Source organism: Niallia laureatilytica (genome assembly GCF_046613985.1).
GTDB lineage: Bacteria > Bacillota > Bacilli > Bacillales > Cytobacillaceae > Niallia.
This window is the reverse complement of record NZ_JBKKHP010000002.1, coordinates 634,484-657,920: the sequence shown is the minus strand read 5'-3', so window position 1 is coordinate 657,920 and position 23,437 is coordinate 634,484. Positions and strand designations below refer to the sequence as shown.

23 protein-coding genes are annotated in these 23,437 nt (G+C 39.8%); all 23 read right to left on the bottom strand.

What is annotated here, in order from left to right:
• Positions 1 to 103: 103 nt before the first annotated feature.
• Positions 104 to 1,393 (bottom strand): cell division protein FtsA, encoded by a 1,290-nt coding sequence (gene ftsA, locus ACLIJJ_RS08345; protein WP_233314490.1) that lies wholly within the window; start codon positions 1,391 to 1,393, stop codon positions 104 to 106.
• Positions 1,394 to 1,537: 144 nt separating this feature from the next.
• On the bottom strand, positions 1,538 to 1,906 hold the full coding sequence (locus ACLIJJ_RS08340; RefSeq protein ID WP_233314492.1) for a small basic family protein: 369 nt from the start codon (positions 1,904 to 1,906) through the stop codon (positions 1,538 to 1,540).
• Positions 1,906 to 2,634 (bottom strand): DUF881 domain-containing protein, encoded by a 729-nt coding sequence (locus tag ACLIJJ_RS08335; protein ID WP_237941166.1) that lies wholly within the window; start codon positions 2,632 to 2,634, stop codon positions 1,906 to 1,908. Before ACLIJJ_RS08335 ends, ACLIJJ_RS08340 begins: the two co-directional genes overlap by 1 nt.
• Positions 2,635 to 2,684: 50 nt before the next feature.
• Positions 2,685 to 3,386 (bottom strand): DUF881 domain-containing protein, encoded by a 702-nt coding sequence (locus ACLIJJ_RS08330; protein WP_233314494.1) that lies wholly within the window; start codon positions 3,384 to 3,386, stop codon positions 2,685 to 2,687.
• Entirely contained in the window at positions 3,376 to 4,152 is a 777-nt protein-coding gene (locus ACLIJJ_RS08325; RefSeq protein ID WP_411410753.1) for a cell division protein FtsQ/DivIB, read from the bottom strand. The genes ACLIJJ_RS08330 and ACLIJJ_RS08325 overlap by 11 nt, the downstream gene beginning before the upstream one ends.
• A 258-nt stretch (positions 4,153 to 4,410) precedes the next feature.
• Positions 4,411 to 5,502: an undecaprenyldiphospho-muramoylpentapeptide beta-N-acetylglucosaminyltransferase gene (gene murG, locus ACLIJJ_RS08320; protein WP_233314496.1), complete on the bottom strand. Its 1,092-nt coding sequence runs from the start codon at positions 5,500 to 5,502 to the stop codon at positions 4,411 to 4,413.
• 466 nt (positions 5,503 to 5,968) lie between these two features.
• Positions 5,969 to 7,069 carry a stage V sporulation protein E gene (gene spoVE, locus ACLIJJ_RS08315; RefSeq protein WP_233314498.1) on the bottom strand — a complete coding sequence of 367 codons (1,101 nt, stop codon included), beginning with the start codon at positions 7,067 to 7,069 and terminating at the stop codon, positions 5,969 to 5,971.
• A 140-nt stretch (positions 7,070 to 7,209) separates the two neighbouring features.
• The gene (gene murD / locus ACLIJJ_RS08310; protein WP_233314499.1) at positions 7,210 to 8,562 is read right to left on the bottom strand and encodes a UDP-N-acetylmuramoyl-L-alanine--D-glutamate ligase; all 1,353 of its coding nucleotides are present in this window, start codon (positions 8,560 to 8,562) and stop codon (positions 7,210 to 7,212) included.
• A gap of 2 nt (positions 8,563 to 8,564) precedes the next feature.
• Complete coding sequence (gene mraY / locus ACLIJJ_RS08305) at positions 8,565 to 9,539, bottom strand: phospho-N-acetylmuramoyl-pentapeptide-transferase (protein WP_233314500.1); 975 nt, start codon at positions 9,537 to 9,539, stop codon at positions 8,565 to 8,567.
• Positions 9,540 to 9,541: 2 nt separating this feature from the next.
• On the bottom strand, positions 9,542 to 9,964 hold the full coding sequence (locus tag ACLIJJ_RS08300) for a hypothetical protein (RefSeq protein WP_233314501.1): 423 nt from the start codon (positions 9,962 to 9,964) through the stop codon (positions 9,542 to 9,544).
• Positions 9,961 to 11,433 (bottom strand): UDP-N-acetylmuramoyl-L-alanyl-D-glutamate--2,6-diaminopimelate ligase, encoded by a 1,473-nt coding sequence (locus ACLIJJ_RS08295; RefSeq protein WP_233314503.1) that lies wholly within the window; start codon positions 11,431 to 11,433, stop codon positions 9,961 to 9,963. Before ACLIJJ_RS08295 ends, ACLIJJ_RS08300 begins: the two co-directional genes overlap by 4 nt.
• 217 nt (positions 11,434 to 11,650) lie before the next feature.
• Positions 11,651 to 13,564 (bottom strand): stage V sporulation protein D, encoded by a 1,914-nt coding sequence (locus tag ACLIJJ_RS08290; protein WP_237941162.1) that lies wholly within the window; start codon positions 13,562 to 13,564, stop codon positions 11,651 to 11,653.
• A gap of 140 nt (positions 13,565 to 13,704) precedes the next feature.
• The gene (locus ACLIJJ_RS08285) at positions 13,705 to 15,864 is read right to left on the bottom strand and encodes a penicillin-binding protein (protein ID WP_237941161.1); all 2,160 of its coding nucleotides are present in this window, start codon (positions 15,862 to 15,864) and stop codon (positions 13,705 to 13,707) included.
• Between the two features lie 3 nt (positions 15,865 to 15,867).
• A complete protein-coding gene (ftsL, locus tag ACLIJJ_RS08280; RefSeq protein ID WP_233314509.1) occupies positions 15,868 to 16,224 on the bottom strand; it encodes a cell division protein FtsL in 357 nt (118 codons plus the stop codon).
• Positions 16,225 to 16,244: 20 nt separating this feature from the next.
• A complete protein-coding gene (gene rsmH / locus ACLIJJ_RS08275; RefSeq protein ID WP_233314510.1) occupies positions 16,245 to 17,177 on the bottom strand; it encodes a 16S rRNA (cytosine(1402)-N(4))-methyltransferase RsmH in 933 nt (310 codons plus the stop codon).
• A gap of 38 nt (positions 17,178 to 17,215) precedes the next feature.
• On the bottom strand, positions 17,216 to 17,647 hold the full coding sequence (gene mraZ, locus ACLIJJ_RS08270) for a division/cell wall cluster transcriptional repressor MraZ (RefSeq protein ID WP_233314511.1): 432 nt from the start codon (positions 17,645 to 17,647) through the stop codon (positions 17,216 to 17,218).
• 238 nt (positions 17,648 to 17,885) lie between these two features.
• Entirely contained in the window at positions 17,886 to 19,520 is a 1,635-nt protein-coding gene (gene bshC / locus ACLIJJ_RS08265; protein ID WP_233314512.1) for a bacillithiol biosynthesis cysteine-adding enzyme BshC, read from the bottom strand.
• A 187-nt stretch (positions 19,521 to 19,707) separates the two neighbouring features.
• Positions 19,708 to 20,100 carry a DUF3397 domain-containing protein gene (locus tag ACLIJJ_RS08260; RefSeq protein WP_233314513.1) on the bottom strand — a complete coding sequence of 131 codons (393 nt, stop codon included), beginning with the start codon at positions 20,098 to 20,100 and terminating at the stop codon, positions 19,708 to 19,710.
• Positions 20,100 to 21,023 (bottom strand): 2-dehydropantoate 2-reductase, encoded by a 924-nt coding sequence (locus ACLIJJ_RS08255; RefSeq protein ID WP_233314514.1) that lies wholly within the window; start codon positions 21,021 to 21,023, stop codon positions 20,100 to 20,102. Before ACLIJJ_RS08255 ends, ACLIJJ_RS08260 begins: the two co-directional genes overlap by 1 nt.
• Positions 21,024 to 21,274: 251 nt before the next feature.
• A complete protein-coding gene (locus ACLIJJ_RS08250) occupies positions 21,275 to 21,841 on the bottom strand; it encodes an RsfA family transcriptional regulator (RefSeq protein ID WP_233314515.1) in 567 nt (188 codons plus the stop codon).
• Between the two features lie 198 nt (positions 21,842 to 22,039).
• Positions 22,040 to 22,498 carry a 2-thiouracil desulfurase family protein gene (locus tag ACLIJJ_RS08245; protein ID WP_233314517.1) on the bottom strand — a complete coding sequence of 153 codons (459 nt, stop codon included), beginning with the start codon at positions 22,496 to 22,498 and terminating at the stop codon, positions 22,040 to 22,042.
• 135 nt (positions 22,499 to 22,633) lie between these two features.
• Positions 22,634 to 22,807 carry a 50S ribosomal protein L32 gene (gene rpmF / locus ACLIJJ_RS08240; protein ID WP_016200993.1) on the bottom strand — a complete coding sequence of 58 codons (174 nt, stop codon included), beginning with the start codon at positions 22,805 to 22,807 and terminating at the stop codon, positions 22,634 to 22,636.
• A gap of 96 nt (positions 22,808 to 22,903) precedes the next feature.
• Positions 22,904 to 23,413 (bottom strand): YceD family protein, encoded by a 510-nt coding sequence (locus tag ACLIJJ_RS08235; protein ID WP_233314518.1) that lies wholly within the window; start codon positions 23,411 to 23,413, stop codon positions 22,904 to 22,906.
• Positions 23,414 to 23,437: the final 24 nt, after the last annotated feature.

Here is a 23,437-nt window from a genome sequence, read left to right as displayed (position 1 = left end):
CTCCTAATTCGTCGATATTCAGCAGTATCGAACTGTCCGCGTCTCAAATCTTGGTGATATGGAGTAAACATACCATTTTAATAGTTCTTATGTTTTTTATCTTTTAATCGAAAAAGTATCCCATAAATTTCTTTAGCTTGGAAGGTCCTTTTTCGACAGGCTGTTTTTCGTATGAAGCTTTTGGTGGAGCCTGTTTTGGTGCTCTTTTTTCCTTTGGTTCCCCAACTGCAACAGGCTCAGCCTGTTGAATACTGCCGCCTTGCAGCTTGTTGTTCTTGTATGAGAATTTAATCAAGCCGACAGCAGTTGTATATTGAGCTTCCCTTACACCAATATAATCAGGTATCGCGATGCGGACCCGATTTTGGAAAACTTCCTGGGCCAATTCCAAAATGCCTTTTGTTCCGGCGACTCCTCCAGAAAGTACGAAACCGCCTGGAAGATCATACACACCTAGTCTTTCTAGCTCGTCCATCACTAAATCAAACATTTCTTCCAATCTTGCTTCAATAATATCGGCAATTTCCAGTTGGTTGAACTGCTGATGCTGGTCACTTCCGATAATCGGAACGCTGAATACTTCTTCCTCTGATGCGTGATTGTAATAGGCATAGCCATATTTCACTTTGATTTTTTCTGCATCTTCGGTTGTTGTTCGCAAGCCAATGGACAGATCTTTTGTTATATGATCTCCTCCGATTGGCAAGACGCTTGTTTTTTTCAAGAAGCCATTTTCAAAAACAGCGATTGTAGTAGACCCGCCTCCAATATCAAGCAGTGCCACTCCAAGATTTTTTTCATCCTTTGACAGCGCGAAGGAACCAGCGGCAAGAGGCTGCAATGTAATATCAACAATCTCAAGGCCTGCTTTTTCCACGCAGCGAAGCGTATTATGTAATATTGTCTTGCTGCCTGTTATAATGATTCCTTCCATTTCAAGGCGGACGCCTATCATCCCGCGAGGATCTGTAATTTCATCAAGACCATCCACGATAAACTGCTTTGGGATAATGTCGATTATCTCCCTCTCAGGCGGAATGGAAACAACTTGTGCTGCATCCTTTACTCTCATTACATCTTCTATTGTTATTTCACGATTTTCACTTGAAACTGCCACTACTCCATGTGAGGGCTGCAAGCTTACATGATTTCCCGAAACGCCAACAATAACTTGTTTAATTTCTACACCAATCATTCTTTCCGCCTGTTCAATAGCTCTTCGTATGGAATGAACGGTTTCATCTATATCGACAATAGAACCCTTCCTCAACCCTTCAGAAGGTACGATGCCTACTCCAATAATGTTTAAGGACTCATTAATCATTTCGCCGATGATTACTTTCACGCTGGATGTACCGATGTCTAGACTTACATAAAATTCATTGCTGTTCATTCTCGGGCACCTCCTTTTGCTTTTTAAAAATAAGTGAACAACAGCTATCCTGCTTATTTAGCGAATGTTAAATTTTAATGAATAAAATTCCCTATTAATATATTATTTATTAAATAATTCGCCAAAACTAATATATTCCCTTTTTTATGATTGATTTTTTTCAGTTTTTTCTCGTTTATTTTCCCACTTTGTCAAGATGATTCTTCTAATGACTGCGATATTTTGAAACAGCCTTACACCGAAGGCAAATATGGCAGCTAAGTATAAGTCTACACCAAGATGAACACCGAGAAAAGCTAAACTTGCAGCAAGGAGAATATTAAAGAAAAAACCTGATACAAACACCTTTTCATCATATATGTTCTGCAAATGCGCCCTGATGCCGCCAAACAGCGTATCGAGTGCTGCTAGTACTGCAATTGACAAATAGTTGGCATATTCATCCGGGACTGTAATATCTGTCATAAGACCAAGTGATATGCCGATAATAAGGCCAAATATAGGCAGCCACATTAAGCACCGCCTCCTTCTTCATCTCCTGCAGGCTTCATATACCGAATCCGGATATTGTCTTCATATGCTGGAATGGTTATTGTTTGCTGCGGCTTTTTAACATCCAGCAACAGATTGTCCATAAAGAAATCATCCGCTGATTGTGAAACCTTCATGCGATTATACAGCTGCTCGGCACTGTTTTTATCTGCAGCAATCACTTTTATCGTCAAAGGAAATTTGTTGACAGAATAACCGTTCATCTTTGTCTCCCCATTAATATCCCTAATGACAGAAGTATTAATGTAACGATGTTCGTCAATGGCTATTTCCTTTGCGCCGTACAAATTCAACTCATTAATGAGCCGTTTCAAAAGATCGGCTGTAATGGCGCCTTGCTCATCACCCATCAGCAAATCTGAGCTGACAGGCTGAATGGATATAACGATTCCATATCCAGCTTTTTCTGTAAGACCAATATCATCTTTCAGCTCAGCAATTGTCTCTTGAAGGAGCTCTTCTTTCGTCTGTGAGCTGTCGCTTTTATACTCGTCGACTTTTTGGCTGTTTGCACGAATATCGCTTAACAGCTTAAGCTCCGTTTCTTTTTCCTTGAGAAGGGCTTGCTTTAACTCCCAAGTATCCCTTGTGTCTCTCACCTTCGGCTTTTTGACTGTTTGGAATTGAACGGCAAGCATAAACCCGATTACTAGCAAGATTATTGTCATAGTGAAAAGTTTTTTGTTCATGCCTTCACCATACTTCCATAATAAATATTCGGCAGCACATCTCTTTTCACCTAATTTGTTCTAAGTGCCTCCATTGTAATGGTCTCTTTCTTTTCGAGTGTGAATTTGATGTTTTCATTCACCAATGTATCCTTCACTCCGCCTTTAATGTTTAATGCACCTTCCATTACTTCACTGTCTCCAATGGCAGTAATCACAAATGGAGCAGGATACTGATTTCCGTCAATTTCAATCACAGGTCCATTACATAGAATATAAGAATCATGGCTTAAGCGCTGGCCGTTAATGCTAACGGCTGCTGCGCCTGAAACATAAAGCTCATTCACCACTTCAAAGATATGATGTTCATGAACAAGATAATTATTAACATTATCATCATTCGGATCATAATTCCCATCTTCTAGAGTAACCTGCACTCCTTGTCCCACAACGCCAACCTTGCCTAAATACATGCGGTAATTATTGGCATCTTCAGCAAGATTGTAATAGGCATCCGCTTTTGTGGAGAGCTCTTTTTCGTAATCGGACAGATCCTTTTGAACTTGTTCGAGCTCTTTATAAAGCTCATTATTTCTTTCTTCTTGTTCGATCAGCTCATTTCGCAATGCAAGATCCCGATCAAACTGGCTGTCACTCAAACTTTTCGGACCGTCTTCAGCATTGGCCATTTGGAAGGCAAAGGCAACAATGAACCCTAGTACAAGAAAAACAAAAGAAAAGATTACGTGGCTCCCCTTTCGTTTATTCTTCACTATTTCCCTCTCCTTCTGATGATCCATACTCCTTGAAATAAGAGCCGACTTCTAAGTCAATAACACCCTTTTTCTTTGGATTCAATTGGCTGATAATCGATGGATAGTGTTCCATCTTCTCTGCAAAAGTGCTTAAAGAGGCTGCCACTTCAAATCCATCATTCATAAATACATTAATATGGTATGAATCCGTTTTTTTCGGTGTGTAATGGATCTCAGAGATAGCATTGTAAACACCAGCTGGGAGTTTTTTCAGCTCCTTGACTGTTTTCTCCAACGCTTTGTCATTATCAAAATCCATAATGAGCGGAGCATCATACGGTGTTGAATCAGAGCTTCTTCCCTCTAATTCAGTTCCGCTTTCCAGAATGGGAATATACTTATTGCCGCTTACCATGTAAGCAATCCGTTTATATTCTTCCACTTCAATATTCACTTTGTTTGGAAGCTTTAAAGAAACAGAGGATGACTTGATTTCAGGCAGTGTATTCAGTTTTTCTTCAATCTTGTCCTTTTTTATAGTCCAAATATTTGTCGAAGAGCTGATTCCGCTGATTTCCTCTATCTCCCCTTCCGTATACAAGATGTTTCCTGTCACGATTGTTTCTTTCACATTGCTTAATGGTGACTGAAAGTAAATAATGCATCCAATGAGGAGAAAAAATAGCATGAGCAGAAATATGAGGCGTTTGTTTGCTTTCTTTTTTCGCTGCTGTTTCAATTTAGGAATTCTATCTTCAATGGAAACAATCTTCCCTTTATCCAAATAACCACCTCTAACAAACAAGCAACAGTATGTAAGCTGCCGTTTCATAATCACTTAATATATATCGGAATATATCTGTTTTATTTAAAGCAGAAAATGTCTTGTTTTGAAACTTTTTTCATGACTTTCAAGGTGATAAAGCTTGTCTATTACAAATATAATAGACTTAACTCTTCTAATGTTTGATTATAGCATCCTGATTACATTAATTGAAGAAAAGTCTGGATGGGAAACGGAAAACTTTCCCCACCCAACTGATTATTTTGTGACATCCTTCATAACATTGAAAAGTCTCATCGCAGCATCTGGAATCCCTAATTCCAATGAAGCAGCTTTCATGCTTTTCAACTTTTCAGGCTGCAGCATAATATCATCGATGTCTTTCACCAGGCTATCACCAGTCAATTCACGTTCAAGCAATAGTTTTGCTGCACCGTTATTAGTAAGTGAATGGGCGTTTTTCTCTTGATGGTTATTCGTCACGTAAGGGCTTGGGATTAAAATGCTTGGAATTCCAAGGGACGTGAGCTCAGCCAATGTTGTAGCTCCTGCCCTTGCTACTGTCAGGTCAATTCCTGCAAGCACCTCTGGCATATTATGCACAAACGGTTTGATAATCACATTTTCCGGATTGCCGACTTTTTCGACTTCCTTCTTCACTGATTCATAATGGACTTCTCCCGTTACATAAAGGATCTGATAATCCTTCTTCCCAAACTCAGGCAATGCAGCAATAACCGCATCATTAATCGGTCTCGCTCCTCTTGAGCCTCCAAAGATTAGCACAGCTGGGCTATTAAGTTTAAGTCCGGCAGAAAGCTTTCCTTTAATTGCATCCTGGTTTAATACTTCCGATGCACGAGGGTTGCCTGTTAGAACAACCTTTTCCTTCGGGAAAAACTGTTCGGCTTCGGCAAAGCATGTTGCCACTTTATCGACATACTTGCTCAAGAATTTATTAGTCAATCCAGGCACACTGTTCTGTTCATGAATAATCGTAGCAATCCCCATTTTTGCGGCAGCATACACTACAGGTCCGCAAACATAACCGCCTGTTCCAATTACCACATCTGCTTGGAATTCTTTCAAGATTTTCTTGCATTTATTGACACCAGAAATAAATCTCCAAACGGTTTTCACATTTTCAGGTGAGAGCTTTCGTTTAAACCCAGTTATATGTATCGCTTTAAATGGAATATTTTCACGGCGCACTAGTTTACTCTCTAGCCCTTGTTCTGTTCCTATGTATAAGAACTCGACATCCTTGACTTCTTTTTGTATTTCACGGATTAAGGCAAGTGCTGGATAAATATGTCCTCCGGTACCACCGCCGCTAACCACTATTTTCATTTTCCCACCTCATAACACGTACTTGTTCTAGCTGCTTATTTAAGCATTTATTTACGATTTTCAAATCTTCTTTATTATAGCTTTATTTATGAAAAACAGAAACTATCTTCTTTGAATATTTTGGAGGATTTTCTTAAAGCCCAAAACTAGATGTTCCCTATTGTACTATATTTTAAACCTATTCGTGTAATTTACTAAAATTGAAAACAAATTGTAATACATTTATTGAAGGATAAAAAGAGCTTCATTTGCGGGGCTTGCATTAATAACCCCTTGTCAAACAAGCATTTTATTTGAGCATCCTCCCCCTTCCCCTCCCCTCTCCCTACATTCGTAGTGAAATAATTGTTATCATTTGTTTATATTAGTGAATTATATGAAGATTTTAAATAAAATTACCTGCTGAACGCATAAAAAAAAGGAAGGCTTTAAGCCAACCTCTCCGTGTAATGCTGCTTCTCTTTATTTAATATCTCGAATAGCGACTCACATTCAATAAAACCCCTATTGCCACAAGCATTAATGTCAAGGAAGATCCGCCATAGCTTAAGAACGGCAGTGTAATCCCAGTAACTGGCATTAAGCCTGTTACAACTCCGATATTGATCATAACTTGAATGGCAACCATTGCGATAATTCCTACAGCTAGCAAGCTTCCAAACAAATCTTGTGCTCCGAGGGCAATCCTAATGCCTCTCCACAGCAGTAAGGAAAACAGCAGCAGGATCAAAGAGCCTCCAATGAATCCAAGCTCTTCTGAAAGAATCGCAAAAATAAAGTCCGTTTGCGGCTCTGGCAAGTAAAAGAATTTTTGTCTGCTTTCTCCAAGCCCTAGGCCAAACAATCCTCCTGGTCCTATCGCGTATAAAGACTGAATGATTTGAAAGCCGCTTCCAAGAGGGTCTGACCACGGATCAAGGAAAGAAGTTATCCTTTTAATCCGGTACGGCGCAGAGGCAACCAGTCCGACAAAGCCGGCTAGTCCAATCAAACCGAGAAACACGAAATGCCGTATTCTTGCACCAGCGATAAAAATCATCACAACACTTGTCCCAACCATGACGGTGCCTGTCCCTAAATCAGGCTGAAGCATAATCATCCCAAACGCTAAAAATACAATGCCTAATGCTGGCACAAGCCCCTTTTTAAAGGAAGTAATCTTTTTCTGATTTTCTGACAGAAATTTTGCAAGGAAAGCAATCATCGCCATCTTCATAAATTCTGATGGCTGAATGGAGAATGCTCCCACTCCAATCCAGCTGCGCGATCCATTACGGACATTCCCAATTCCCGGTATAAGTACAAATACTAACAGAACAAAACATACAATAACGATAATTTTCGCCCATGTTCTCCATGTCCAATAGTCGATATTCATGATGAAAAACATGGCGACAATCCCGACTCCGGCAAAAAGCATCTGTCTTTTTGCAAAGAAGAAAGAATCATCAAACTTGTAATCTGCCCATACAGCACTTGCACTGTACACCATGATCAGTCCTATCGCCAGTAATGTAAACGTGATGATAATAAGGAATATGTCGGGAGTTGTTTTTTTTGTCGGCACCTTTTCCACACCTCGAGTTGCAAGTATTAGGGCTTGCATCGGACTTTAGAATGAAGGGTGACATTCCTATCCCTTTTAAGGTGATAAAATCACCTTAATCATCATTTTCCTAATTTGAAACGATGGATGTAAACAAGCCCTTATTTAAGCTTATGCACCGCTTCAATAAAAATGTCTCCTCTGACTTCAAAAGTTTTGTATTGATCCCAGCTTGCACATGCTGGTGACAGAAGGATAACATCGCCTTCCTCAGATAGCTGGAAAGCAGCCGGTACAGCTTTGTCCACATTATCGACACGTTGGATAGTTTTTATTCCTGCCTCTTTGGCAATTCGCTCCAGTTTTTCAGCAGTTTGGCCAAACGTAATCATCGCCTTGACATTTTTAAGGGACGGAATGAGCTCATCAAACTCATTGCCTCTGTCTAAGCCTCCAGCAAGAAGAATGGTCGGTGCCGTAAACGCTGCAAGCGCATTTTCCGTCGCAAGGATATTCGTTGCTTTTGAATCATTATAAAAGCGTCTCCCTTGGATCTCATCAATGAACTGCAATCTGTGTTTTACCCCTTTGAATGAGCTCAATACACGGTGAATGCTGTTATTGTCAACACCAGTCAGCTTCGCTGCAGCAATGGCAGACAAAATGTTTTCCAAATTATGAGCGCCAGGCAATACGATATCCTTAACCTCAATCACTTTTTCATCATGGAAGTAAATAGAACCATCTTTTACAAATGCTCCGAATTCAAGGGGCTTTGCTGTTGAAAAAGGAATGATGGTTGCTTTGCTTCTGCGGGCAATATCCATTACCACTTCTTGCTCCACATTGACAATAAGGTAATCATGCTCATCCTGGTTGTTTGTAATATTACCCTTCGCTTTTGCATACTCATCCCTAGTGCCATGGTAATCCAGATGGGCATCATAAATATTCGTAATAATCGCGACTTTCGGCTTGAATTGATCAATCCCCATCAGCTGGAATGATGAAAGCTCAATAACAATTTGATTGTCGGCTTCTGCTTTTTGTGCGACATCTGCAGCAACAGTTCCAATATTCCCCGCAATCAGTGGCTTTTTGCTGGCAGCCTCAAGCATCTCAAACAATAGGGTAGTTGTCGTTGTCTTGCCATTTGAACCAGTAATCGCAAGAAAAGGAGCCTCAGAAACCTTATAAGCAAGCTCCACTTCTGTAATGATAGGAATCCCTTTTTCTACAGCTCTTTCAACCATTGGGTTATAGTATGGAATACCAGGATTTTTCACAATTAATTGAAATCCTTCCTCTAATAGCTCCACAGGGTGACTGCCGCATATAACCGTAATCCCCTGCTCCAGCAATTCTTGCGCCTCAGGATTTTCTCCAAGTGGCTTGCTGTCGTTCACAGTCACAAACGCCCCTAATTTATGCAAAAGAGAAGCAGCGCTAACGCCACTTTTCGCAAGACCTAATACAAGTACCTTTTTATGATGATAATCAGTGATATGTTTCATTTTTATAACCACACCTCAATATAAATTCCTAATACTGCAAACAGCAATCCTACACTCCAGAATGTCACAACAACGCGCCATTCTGACCAGCCTACAAGCTCATAATGATGGTGAAGCGGGCTCATTCGGAAAATCCTTCTTCCTGTTGACTTAAAGGAAATTACTTGAAGGATAACTGACAATGTTTCGATAACAAAGACTCCCCCGATTAGAATAAGCAAAATTTCCAGCTTCGTTAAAATAGCGATTGCCGCAATTGCTCCTCCTAAAGCTAATGAACCTGTATCTCCCATAAATACCTTCGCAGGATGGGCATTGAATACTAAAAAGCCTAAAACAGCACCGACAATTGCCACAGAAAAAATGCTGATTTCAAACTGTGACTGGCTCCATGCAAGTACCGCAAACGCACCAAAGCTTATGGCAGAGGTTCCGGACACTAGTCCGTCTAAACCGTCTGTAAGGTTGATTGCATTTGAAAAACCTACAAGCCAGAAGACGATGAATACAACATAAAACCAACCGAGATCAAATGATTTATCAATCAGCGGAATATTGATGCTTGTTGAGAAATCATTTTGCATCAGCACAAAATAGAAAATAACGGAAATAACAATTTGACCTAAAAGCTTTTGTCTGGAAGTTAATCCTAAATTCCTTTTCATCACAACTTTAATAAAATCATCCAAGAAGCCAAGCAATCCGAATCCTAACATAACAAAAAGGAGCATGTATGTTTTCATAGTCGGCTCTGTAAACTTATAAGTCATTACGAGTGTTGTTACGACAACAGATAATAAAATCATCAGACCGCCCATTGTTGGCGTCCCTGATTTCTTCTGATGGGATTTTGGGCCTTCCTCTCTAATGCTTTGTCCGAATTTCAGCCTTCTCAAGAAGGGAATAAAAACTGGTGAAGTAAGAACCGTTATTAAAAACCCTAATATTATTGTAAAAAAGATAACTTTCTCCATCATGTTCATTCCCCTCCTTTCACAGCGCCAAGCACATTTTTGATTACAGCTCCGTCGTATGTTTCCAAGGCCTTCGCGCTTTTGTCTTTTGCATAAATAAATTTAGCTTGTTGTTGTCCATTTAAGTTTTGTTCATATAGTTCGATCATTTTGTATAAGCCTTTCTTTATATCATTTGTATAGAATATTGGAAAATGATTTGGTGTATAGGATGGTATTTCTTCTTCTTTGTCCCATATTGCTCCTATTGCACCATTTGCAATTGCTGTGGACAAATCCCCGGACTCTTTGCCATACAAGGGCGCAAACAGTCCTTTAGTCTGCTGTTCATCACTGAAAAAAGAAACCGTCAAAAAGTTTATCTCTTCATTTGCGTATCCTTTCGCATCAGGAATTGCCTGCAGAATAGTTTTATAGGACAGTGTCATTTTTTCACTCCTAATATCGCCTCTTTCGCTACAAGGCGGTCATCAAAGTCAAAAGTTTGTGCTCCTATTTGCTGATACGTTTCATGCCCTTTACCTGCAATTAAAATAACATCATTTGCTTTTGCAGTCTTAACCGCATGATCAATAGCTTCTTTTCTGTCGGCAATGACGTTATATTCCTTGCCAGGAACGCCTGAAACCATGTCTTTCAATATTTCAAGCGGGTCCTCGCTTCTTGGGTTGTCGCTTGTAAATATAGCATGGTCGGCATATCTGCACGCTATCTCTGCCATTAAAGGACGCTTCGTTTTATCTCTGTCACCGCCGCAGCCGACAACAACATGAATATCACCTTTTGCAAACTCTTTAATGGTTACAAGGGCATTTTCAAGACTGTCTGGTGTATGAGAATAGTCGACGATAACAGAAAAATCCTGACCTGCATCAACTGTCTCAAATCTGCCTGACACACCCTTTACTGATTCAAGGGCGGAAATAGCCGTTTCCATTGGAATGCCGCTCACAAACGCTGCTGCAATACTCGCTAAAGCATTATATACACTAAATTTGCCGACCATTTGCAGGGAAACGGCATAGCTTCCTGCAGGTGTTATTAATTCAAACTTCGTTCCACCTGCATCGATATGTATATCCTTCGCCATGATGTCTGCATCTTTGTCAATTCCATACGTAACGACAATTGCTGCTGTCAGTTTTTCATATTCTTCACTTGCAGCATCATCCTTGTTCAAAACAGCATATTTCGGATGTTTTGTTGAATAAACATTGCCCAGCCTTGTGAATAACAAGCCTTTTGCTCTTCTGTATTCATCCATCGTGCCATGGAAATCTAGATGATCCTGTGACAAGTTCGTAAACACTGCCACATCATAATCGCAGCCAAACACCCTGCCTTCATATAAGGCATGGGAAGAAACTTCCATCACGGCAGTATCCACCTGTTTTTCTGTCATTTGATGAAAAATCTTTTGTAAAGTTACTGCTTCTGGTGTAGTGTTTTTTGTTTCCTGAATTTCATTGTCTATTTTTGTATACATTGTTCCAATGATACCTGTACGTCTATTAGCCTTTTGCAGGATTGTCTCAATCAGATGGCTTGTTGTTGTTTTGCCATTTGTTCCTGTTATGCCGATAAGCTTTAGCTTTTGTGTTGGATGACCATAGAACGCGTCAGCAAGAATGCTGCTCGCCCTTTTCGTGTCCTTCACAATAATGACCGGTATGTCAAAGTCTTCCGCTAATTCTCTTTCTGCAAGGATAGCAGCGGCACCTGCCTCATAAGCCTTATGAGCAAAATCATGTCCATCGACAGTAAATCCTTTGATGCAGATGAACAAGCTGCCTTGACCCACTTTGCGGTTATCATTTTCAATTGAAGTGATTTCTGCATCTGTTCCATTATATAAAGCATATGGCCCTAAGCTTTTTAATAATTGTTTTAACTGCATGATTCAAATCCTCTTTTCTAATAAATCCATATGTACTCATTTTATTCATAAATACTAATATTATATCAAATGCATGACCAATGTTAGAAAATGCATTTTTTCTTAGCGTTTATATTTTACATGATAAAAAGGAATTGTGCCATCGTGTTCGGTTTTTTCTCCGTAATAATGAAAAATAAAGGCGGCGATTGTGCCGCCTTTATCTTAAAAGGTGTGGTTAATTATTATAGTATAAACGAATGGTTGAGCCGTCTTTTACCTTTGTTCCCGGCTCTGGCGACTGCTTGATAACAGTGTCTCCGCTTCCGCTCGGCTCAATCTTGAGGTTAAGGAAAACTTCACTGATTTCTTTTTTCGTCAGGCCTACTAAATCTGGAACTTCGATTAAAGGATTTTCTGGATATTTATATTCTTTTTCCAGCTGATCCTTCCTTTCCTTCACTCCAAGTGCGCGAAGGCTGTCACCCATGATGCTTCCTACAATCGGAGCTGCTACTACTCCACCAAATTGGACTGTACCTTTCGGATTATCGACCGCCACATACACGACAAGCTCAGGATCGTCTGCTGGTGCGAAACCGATAAAGGAAACAATAAAGTTATTCTCTAAATATTTTCCGCCAGAAGCTTTTTGGGCTGTTCCTGTCTTCCCGCCGACACGGTACCCATCTACAAAGGCTTTCCCCCCTGAGCCTTGGGCAACGACGCTTTCCAGCGCTTCCCTGATTTTTTTCGAAGTATCTTCGGATATTACCTTCCTTTTTGCAACTGGCTCCTTCTTCATAATGACTTCACCTGTGTTTGGGTCAATCAGCTCGCTTGCCACATATGGCGTGTACAATGTGCCACCATTGATGGCTGCTGATAATGCTGTCACCTGCTGGATAGGCGTTACAGCAACACCTTGTCCAAAGGCAGTTGTCGCAAGCTCAACAGGTCCGACCCTATCTAAGTTAAAAAGGATACCTTTCGATTCTCCCTGAAGATCAATTCCGGTTTTTTCGCCAAATCCGAAGCTGCGAATATATTTAAACAAAGTATCCTTACCCAGCTCTTGCCCTAACGATACAAATCCAGGGTTACAGGAGTTTTGGACAACTTCTAAAAAGGTTTGTGCACCATGCCCGCCGCGCTTCCAGCATTTCAGCTTCGTTCCATCGACATCAGCATAACCTGGGTCTGTGAATGTGTCTTTTTCCAAGTCTACCTTGCCTTCTTCTAAGGCTGCAGCAAGGGTAATAATTTTGAATGTCGATCCCGGCTCATATGCGCTCCAAATCGGCAAGTTTCGGTTAAAAACCTCTGATGAAACATTACGGAAATCTGCCGGGTCAAAGCCAGGTCTGCTTGACATCCCCATAATTTCACCTGTATTAGGATTCATCGCAATGGCGATTATGCTGTCTGGATTGTATGTCTGTTCGGCGATATCCAGCTCCCGCTCTATAATTGTCTGCACTCTCGTGTCAATTGTCAGCTTCAAGTCGTTTCCGTTAACAGGGGCTTCGTAATCATCTGCCATATCATTCATCCTCTGCCCTTTAGCATCAGAATAATATTGCACAGACCCCTTCGAGCCTTTTAATTCATCATCATATTCCAGTTCAAGACCTATTAAGCCTTGATTATCTATCCCTGCAAATCCTAAAACATGTGACAAGTAGTTTCCGTAAGGATAAGACCTTTTAGAATCCTCTCCTATATATACACCGTCAATATCTAACGCTCTTACCTTTTTTGCCTTTTCGTGAGAAATCTTTCTGCCCTCAGGCAATCTGACACTCATTTCTTTTTGAATTAACTCTTTATATATCTTCTCCTTGTCCGCTTCTAGGACTGCCGCAAGCTTTTCAGCAGCATCTGCTGGGTCCTTTAATTGCCGCGGAACAACATACACGGTTGGAGCACTGATATTTGTCGCTAATGCAACACCGTTCCTGTCAACAATTTCGCCTCGTTCCGGCTCAAAGGAAATTTGTCTGCTCCATAAGCTTTTCGCTTTGCTTGTCAATTCATCCCCAAGAAAAAATTGCACATACCCAAGTCTCAAGTCAATGATAAAAAAAATAGCAATGCCTACAATTAAAGCAATCGTCAACCGCTTACGAACGGTTACGTTTGAAACCCGCATCCATTTAGAACCTCCTTTTTCTATGGCTCGTTCCAATATATGCTTGTACACCTCTGTTTAGAATCAAAGACTATAGAAGTTGCAGGCATTTACCATCCCTTTACAAAAAAATAAGGCCCGCTGCATGCGGACCTTATTTTTTATTCTGGTTTTTTCAATTGTATCGTTAATGTATCATTTTCCTTGACTGTTTTACCTGCTTTTATGCTTTGCTTTGTCGCATAGCCGTTGCCGTTCGTTTTCAGCTTTAAGGACTGCAAGTCTGTCACTTTTAGTATATCTCGCAATGACCAGCCAATCATATCTGGCACAGTTCCTTTTCCGTCTGTCTTCACGACAATTTTTTCTCCTTCGAGATAACTTTCCCCTGCAGCAGGGAGCTGGTCTGTAATCGTGCTACCTTCACCTGTTACTACCAGTTCTAAACCAGATTTCTTCAGTTCTTTTTCCGCTACAGATGTGCTCATACCAGCAAGATCTGGGACATCAACTGTTTGCAGGGAACTGTCAGCAGTAGGCTGAATCTCCATATATTGAAGGCTGCTCTTCATAACAGATGTAAAGATTTCAGCAACAGGGTCAGAACCTGTTTGTGTTTCTTTCAATTCAGGCTGCTGAACTGCCACATACATAACAAGTTCTGGGTCGTCCTTCGGCGCCATTCCTAAAAAGGAGAAAACATAATTGCTGCTTCCTGTTAAATAGCCGCCGCCTGCTTTCGGAATGGAGGCCGTGCCCGTTTTACCGGCAACACTGTACCCATCAACATTATATTTTTTATAGCCTGTCCCTTTAGGATCTGTCACTACTGTTTCTAAAATGTCGCGAACTTCTTTTGCTGTAGCTGCTGAAATAGGTGTTCCGACAACCTCTGTTTTCACTTGTTTTACCACTTTATTCGTATTCGGATCAACAATCTTGTCAATTACATGTGGCTTGACCATTTTGCCGTCATTGGCAATGGCCGTTACCGCTTGGATTTGCTGAATAGGAGTCAAGGCTGTTCCTTGTCCATATGCAGTTGTAATTTTCTCAACAGGCCAAGTAAAGGCAATCGAGCTGTTCGCTTCATGCGGCAAGTCAATCCCTGTTTTTTGGTCAAGTCCAAAGTTTGTGATGTACTCTCGCAGCTTTTCAAAGCCAAGCTGTTCTTTCGCAATTTTTGCAAAGGCCACATTAGATGAGCGCTGAACTCCTTCTAAATAAGTTATTGATCCCCAGCCGCTTCCATTATGGTCATGGATTGTCTGCGAATTTTTTGTTACTTTGTATGAACCTGATTGATATTTTGCGTTTGCATCAAACTTGCCCTCTTCAATCGCCGCTGCCAATGTGAAGATTTTCATCGTTGACCCAGGCTCATAGGAAGTTTCGATTGCTTCATTATGCCAAGTAGCATTGATTCCTTCCAATGTTTCCGGGTCAAAGCTAGGCCGCTGGCTCATAGCTAAAATTTCACCAGTTTTTGGATTTGCCACAATCGCAATCATCTTTTTCGGATTATACTTCTCCTGCACCTTCGACATCGTATCTTCTAGGAAGGATTGAATTTTTTTATCCAATGTCAAATAGACGTCATCACCGTTCTGAGCAGGTGTTATATCTTCCTCTGAATCTGGCAGTATATATCCCCAAATATCCCGCTTATAATTTAAGTAACCGTCTTTACCTGTGAGAAGATTATTCAAGCTCTCTTCAATGCCCAGTTTTCCTGTAGCTGTATATTTACCTGTTGCCTCATCTTCCTTTTCCTCTACATACCCGATGACGTGGGAAGCAAATGTTCCATTAGGATAGAAGCGTTTTTTCCCTTCCACTATGAGAACACCAGGAAGCTTTAAGTCTTCAATTTTCTTCTTTGTTTCATAAGAAAGATTTTTACCTGCAGATCCGAATTCTACCTGCTTAGCTCCTTCTTTTGTCAAGATTCTATATATCTCTGATTCTTCCATATCAATATATTTAGCAAGCTCTTTAGCCGTTTTTTCTGGATCAGCCACATGAATTGGATTTTCAGTATCATTCTTGCTCAAAGAACTGTCTGTAACTGCTACAAGCTTATAGGATGACGCATCCTCTGCAATCACATCTTTATTTCTGTCATAAATCGTCCCTCTTGACGCTTCTAATACCATAGAGGAGCTGTATTTTTTTTCAGCTTCTTTTGCCAGCACCTCACCAGAGACTTTCCCTGTTGATTGAATGACGGCAAACCGGACGATTAAAATAAAAAAGAGCAGACAGAAAAATAAAAACAAGATGGCTGCTCCAAGGTTAATATTCTGCTGCTTTCGAATCATTTTTTATTGCACAACCTTTACATTATCTTTGCTAAAATCAAGGCCAAGTTTTTCTGCCACTTCCCTAATTCTTTCAAAGCTGCTCAAATCCTTCACTTCAATATCCAGTTCCTTATTGGACTTCTCAAGCTTAGAAATCGAGCCTTCGGCAACTTGGATATCCTTGTTCACTTGATAAATCTCTGCTTGGTTGCTGACAATCTTCACACCGCCAATGCACAGCAATGCAACGAAAGCAATTCCAAGCAGTTTTTCTCCAGGAGATAATAATGATTTAGTTTGCTTTATTACCTTTTTAAATGTTTGTTTTTCTTCTTGCTGAAACTGTTCCTGCTGCAGCTTTCGCGCTAAATTGCTCATTTGTATACCTCCTAAAGTTTTTATAATTTCTCTGCAATGCGAAGCTTCGCAGATCTTGCTCTGTTATTTTCTTCAAGCTCTTCTTCAGACGGAACAATCGGTTTCCTAGTGATTAGCTTTAACTCTGGCTGAAACTCATCAGGAATGATTGGCAAACCTGGCGGTAAGTCAGGTAAATCGCTCGCCTTTTTAAATGCAGCCTTGCAAATTCTATCTTCAAGGGAATGGAAGGTAATGACACTTATTCTTCCGCCCTTATTTAACAATGAAATAGCTTGTCCAATGGAGTCTTCAAAAACACCCAATTCATCATTTACAGCAATTCTGATGGCTTGGAATACTCTTTTTGCCGGATGTCCGCCTTTTCGTCTTGCAGGTGCTGGAATTGCGTCTTTAATTAATTCAACAAGCTCCCCAGTCGTTTCTACAGGCTTTGTTTCCCTTGCCGCTTCAATCTTGCGGGCGATTTGCTTTGAAAATTTCTCTTCCCCATAACGGAAAAAGATTCTCACTAAATCTTCATACTTCCAATTATTAACAACTTCGTATGCAGATATATCTGCATCACTGTCCATTCTCATATCGAGAGGGGCATCATGGTGATAGCTGAAGCCTCTTTCTGGTGTATCTAGCTGAGGTGAGGAAACACCTAAATCGTAAAGCACCCCATCCACACCTGTAATTCCAAGATTATGTATTTCTTCCTTTAAATTGCTGAAGTTGCTTTTGACGATTGTCAGCTTGTCCTTATAGGGTTCAAGTTTTTTCTCTGCATTCATGATAGCTGTCTCATCTTGGTCAAAAGCAATCAGTCTGCCTTTGTCAGATAGTTTGGATAGAATCAGTTCACTATGTCCTGCTCCACCAAGCGTACAGTCGACATAAATGCCATCTGGTTGTATATTTAAGCCGTCAACGGCCTCATTCAGCAATACTGTAGTATGTTTAAACATGTTGTCCACCTGTCTATAGATTATTCTAAAAACCATTTTTAAATATCAAAGCCAATCATATTTTCTGCAATTTCTGCAAAAGAATCCTCAGATTCTGAAAAATATTCTTCCCAGAGTGATTTACTCCAGATTTCGATGCGATTGGATACACCTAAAATTATGCATTCCTTTTCCAGCTTTGCATACTGCACAAGCGGGGAAGCAATATTAATGCGCCCTTGTTTATCGAGCTCGCATTCTGTGGCTCCAGAAAAGAAAAAACGTGTAAAAGCCCGAGCGTCCTTTTTCGTTAAAGGCAGCGCCTTCAGCTTCTCTTCTATTATCTCCCATTCTGAGAGCGGGTAACCGAATAAACATTGATCAAGTCCGCGGGTTAGTATAAAGGTTTCCCCTAAATGGTCCCTAAATTTCGCAGGTACGATCAAACGACCTTTGGCGTCAACATTATGATGATATTCGCCCATAAACATACCTGCAACCCCCACTTTCTAACCTCAATGTACCACATTCCCCCACTTTCCACCACTGATACATAAATTCTATCTGTATTATGCATTTCCTGCAAGAGATATCCCTGTATTTTTATAAGCAAATTTTGCGGTTTCGCCTTTTATTTCGGCTGTTTTACTGAACATTTGAGGAAAAATGTTTGATTTTGCCTGATAAACGCAAAAAAAGCTGCCCTTTTTAACAGGACAGCTACAAATATTACAATTTAACAACCTTGTGGCTGCCGTCAAACTCCATCGGCAGCTTCAGTACATCTTCAAGGAAATGAAGACCAAAGTGATTCAAAAAGTAGAAAATATTCCATACACGCTCTTGCGGTATCCCGTCTGGCCTGATACATCGTTCAATTCGTGCATACTTATTTAAAATCACCTCATGCTTCGTCTTTAGGTCCATTTCCACCTTTTTAGCGAGGAAATCCACTTGATTAAGCAGGAGATTCTCATTCTTTTGAAGCAATGGCAGCATGCCTTTCATGGTTTTTTCCATTTCACTTTGCAAATCCTTGTATTTATTGGCAATGTCGGATTTCAGCTGAACAATAAGATCATCCACCTTATCATTGCTAACAGCTGCAAGGAACGAGTTGCATGCTTCCTCTGTGCCTGACTGTAATACATCTGCGAGCGTTAAACCAAGCTCTTCCATATCAGCTTCCACACATCTCTCAAGCAAGGTGATATTTAGACGCGGTACAATTGGCGGCATTTTAATATTCATTTGTTCAAAAGCCTGCTTCAGCTCGCCCCAATAAGCGATTTCCCCAGGACCGCCAATAAACGCAAGTGTCGGGAAAAGAAGGTCCTGCATGATTGGTCTTGTCACCACATTATTGCTAAGCTTATGAGGGAATTCACTTGCGATTTCCTTTAATTCCTCTAACGTAAAATGTACTGTCTGGTCTTTACCGACAAACAGACTTTTTTCTTCATCATATGTAAGCAGTATTCTCTCTGAATTTTCTTCATCATAATAGAACAAGTTGACAGGATTATCACTCATTTCAATAACTGTAGAATAGCCGCTTTCTTTAACAATCGTTTGCTGTTTTTGAACAGCTTCTCCTATTTCTTTAAACTGGTCTATTTGGTTTAAGAAAATTTCTTTTTCGAGAACACGTAATGCTTTATCACCTGAATCAACAATCAGTAAACCAAACTCCTGGAATAAGTGCATCACTAAATAGCTGAACAGGTCAACAAAAGTATGGGATGCATCAACTGCCTCTTTCACTAATACCAAGAGCTCTTTTGAATGCTCTGTTTCGCCATCAGCCTTGATTAGCTTCTCTGCCCATGCATAACAAATTTCTTTATCGAGCTCAATATCGGAAGCCATCTTCTTTTCCACTACCCTTTGCGGGAATGTTTTTCTTTCCATTTTCTCTGCTCCAGGCACAAATACATGGTTTACTTCCAAATAATCATGATCTTCACCAGCAATCCAAAATACAGGAACTACAGGTATTCCAAGCTCACTACCCTTTTTTTCTGCAAGGAGAATGATGCTGATGATTTTATGTACAGAATAGAGCGGGCCTGTAAGTATACCAGCCTGTTGTCCACCAATGACAACAACACTGTTGTCCTTTCTTAAATTGGCGATATTTTGCTGGACTTTCTCTGATTGCGGAAAAGCTCTCATATAACCAGCAATATGATCAGCTAATTCATTTCTCATGAACTGTCTCTTCTCCAGTTCCTTCACCCTTTGAAAATAACTATCTTTATCACCATGATTATAATGATAAAAACCTTTCACTTTATCGTCCTGTGATAAATAATCTGTCACAAACTGATTCCCCGCTGGCAACGAGAGATTTACCATCTCCATTTATGTACTTCCTTTCTCATCAAAAAAGTTTTCATTTTTATTTATTATTTTATGTCGTCCGTGATTATTATATTGCTTAAAGAAAATAACCTATACTTTACATACATAGAGAGTATAGCATTCTCTTTAAAAAAAAGAAAAAGACTTTGCTTAAAAATTGTCTTTTTCTTTCAGATATGCTCATTAGCTATATGCCAAACTGTTTCATTACATAGTAGACGAGTCCGTATGCCATTAAAAAAAGATAGGCACAAAAAAAGAGCAGAAAGTTAATTCTCCAAAATCCTCGGAAGACTTTCTTATAAATAATTTCTTGTTTCACTTTCCAATGAAGGATCACAATGAAGACACCAATAAAAAGGATCACTAACAATATATAAGACAGCATGGACTTTCCCCAAATAGATATAATTAAAAAATGGACAGAAATGATAAAAAAGAGCGTGCTTATATCTAACGCAATATGTACAGATAATTTATGTTTTTTCGTCATTTGTTTACTGAGGATAAATATCAAAAGATAGCAAATAACTGGGAATGCAACGAAAAAACTAATGACTGCAGACGTAAATTGAAACATTATATCCCCCCTTTCCTTTCCTGCTCTTTGCCTTTTAGCATGGCATAATAGGCAGCGCATAACGGCAGATGTTTATTTGTCTGTGCAGCAATCTTCAACACATACCCTAAGATAGCATCAATTTCTGTCTCTCTCCCTGCCTCTATGTCCTTCAGCATAGAAGACTTATTTGCAGCTGTCTGCTTAATAACCTTCCAAACGTACTGTTTGCATGTCTCTTTTTTTTGTTCATTCCAGCCGAAGGTATCCGTTATCTCTGCTAAAAAAGGTGCTAGAAGTCGTTTATAGTGAGGATTTTCGAGTAGCTGGCCATTAGTCACTTCCAAAATGCTTGTCAATGTATTAACCAAACAGTTTACTACCAGTTTTTTTTGCATCATCCATATCGGGTCTGGCTGAATCTGCACCAAAAATCCTGGAATACTGTCCTGCTCTAGAATAGTGCCTGTCAGATTCAAACGGACTTGGTCTTTAAATGGTAGACTAGCAATTTGAATCGTCCCGATTCCGGTGTGTCTAATAGAAGTGCTGTCGAGCTTCATCACACCATGCTCTACAATCCCAACATATAATTCTTCCACTGCCAAACTATTTAGTGCTTCCAGGTGAGCCATTCCATTTTGCAGAAACAAAAGCCCTCTGATTTCGGATGACAGTTCCGTCACTTTTTTCATCACAGGCAAAAGCTGATACTGCTTAACAGTTATGATGGACAGATCTCCTGCTCCATCCCAATTTTCAAATAATTCTACCGTAAAATGATGCTGTTCTTCTTTATTCGCCAAAAAGAGGGTCAGTCCCTTTTCCCTTAATTGTGCTTTTTGGCTTTGTGTGCGGACAAATACGGTTACATCATGTTTTGGTGCTAAATAAGCTGCACAAAGCAAGCCAATAGCCCCACCGCCGATAATGCTTATTTTCATTTCAACACCTTTTCCCCTGTATTCTTTATTATTCTGTAGTACCATCTTAACATTTTCCAGCTAAATTAGTAGTAATTAAGACCAAAGTACCTATAAATATAAAAGGTGTAAAGCAAAAACAGTTCCATATGATCAGAAAAAATAATTATGAATGAAAAATTTTATAAGGAGATATATCCATTTAGACGAAAAAGCCCCCTTGAATCCTTTTGCAAAGAAAGGTTCAAGGGGGCAAGACCATGTTGCTTTTGTTAAGCGTTTTGTTGTTTTTCTTCTTCTTTAAATACAACCATTTTACGAGCCTTTTCCATCAAATCAACAAGAGCTTTATAGGCTTCATCCATTGTTTGCAATTCCTTTTGGAGCTTTTGGTTCTCATTGTGCAGCTCACTAATTTTTGCTTCAAGTTCAGCAGTCTCTTTAACAGCTGCATTATCAAGCTTATGATGTTCTTCAAGCTGTAAAGATTTTTGATATATATCTTTTAAATATTCTAAAATTTCTTCAAAGTTTTTCGTTTCGACAGGCTCTGGCTGACCGCCTATGAAAGAAACTTCTTCCACTGGCTCTTCCACAAGAACAAAACCTTTTTTTAACTGCTTTCTTTGGCTCTTTGCTAATTCAATAGCTGATTTATATTGTTTGCGCACATATGAATTCCAGCGGAATCCGCATGCTGCACTTGTTCTTGTTAATAGCTTTCCTACTTCCTCGAACGCTTGAAGCTGTGTTCCACCTTCTCTAATTAAACGGAGTACTACTTCTGCTAGCAGTATATCTTCATCTTTTGACCAAGCATCTTGTCTTGTTGTTGACATCAGCTAAATCCCTCCTAGTGTTTTTTATTCATACATATGCGTATACTAGAAAAGATAGACTGATATTTAGTCTTTTAGAAAAAAAATATTTAAAATCACACTAGAACAAAACAAGACTTGTCTTAACTAGACTAGTTATTGGCCTAAACCTGCATTTCACAAAGAATCTACTCTGAAATTTTCTAAAAAGCTAGTCTATCACAGCAACGCTTTTGCGAGTTCGTTCTCTGATATAACTTTAATTCCTGCCCTTCTTAATAGCGCTGTTGTAATTCCTGCTCCCTCATGCTGTATCCCTTCAAAATTACCATTGTATATATAGCTGCTACCACAAGATGGGCTAGACTCTTTAAGAACGACTGTACTCGCCTGCAGCTGCTTCACAACAGCCAGTGTTTTAAAGGCACCATCTACATATAAATCTGTAACATCATTCCCACTTTTATCTATTACAATTGCATGACCATCGAGCACATCATAGCCATTGCCGCCTTTAATTTCACAGGGCTCTCTTGGTGTCTGAAAACCTCCCAGCAATTCTGGACAAACGGCAATCGCCTCTTTTTTGTCAATCAGCTCTTTAATCTTTTCATTAAGACTATGCGACCCGTTATATCTTACCTTCAACCCTGCTAAACATGAACTGACCACAATCACGCCAAAGCTGCCTCCTTCGTCACTACTATTTAATACCTCTATTATACAAATAACTAAGTGTTTTTTTCTCCTAAGATTAACTTAAGCACAAAAAAAGCACCGGACTATTTGTCCGGTGCTTTTTTCAAAGGAAAATTAGTTGCTTACAACTTCTTTACCTTTGTATGTTCCGCAAGCGCTACATACGCGGTGAGCAAGTTTCATTTCACCACAGTTAGGGCATTCTACCATACCAGGCACTTGTAATTTAAAATGTGTACGACGTTTTCTTTTTGCAGTTTTAGATGTTCTTCTAAAAGGTACAGCCATTCTTCCCACCTCCTTAAAGAGTATTAAGAAAGTCTTGAGAGCAGATACAATCCATTCTCAGGTTTTCTTGTTTGTCCAAGCATAAAGCAAGGAGCTTTACTCATTTTCAAAAAATTTCGCAAGTCCTGCAAGCCGAGGATCAACTTTCTCCTTCTTCTCTTGCTCATGGATAACTTCCCAGTCCTTACCGGATTGAGGAGCACCCTCTTCTGTACTGTCTTCACAGAAGACTTGCATTGGTACTTCAAGTAAAAGTATTTCTTCTATAATTGGCAATAAGTCAATTACATCGCCCTTTACTTGATGAACTTCCTCTTCTCCTGTTTCATAATCCGGAACATTCAAAAGGAAAGTTTCAGTCGTTTCTACATTAATTGGATAATCCACGTCTACTAAAGTACGAGAGCAAGGTAATACTAAATGACCTTGTATTTTTAAATGAAAAGTCACTTTCTTTGAATCAATATCTGTTCTTCCTGTAATATGCATAGGAGATACACGCCTGATGGAGGAATCAACTTCCTTAATTCCATCTGCGTTGATTGTTTCATCAATAGATAGTCCCTTACTTCGGTATTTTTGTAACTGGCTTAACGTCCATTTCATATATATCACCCCAAGGCAACAAAG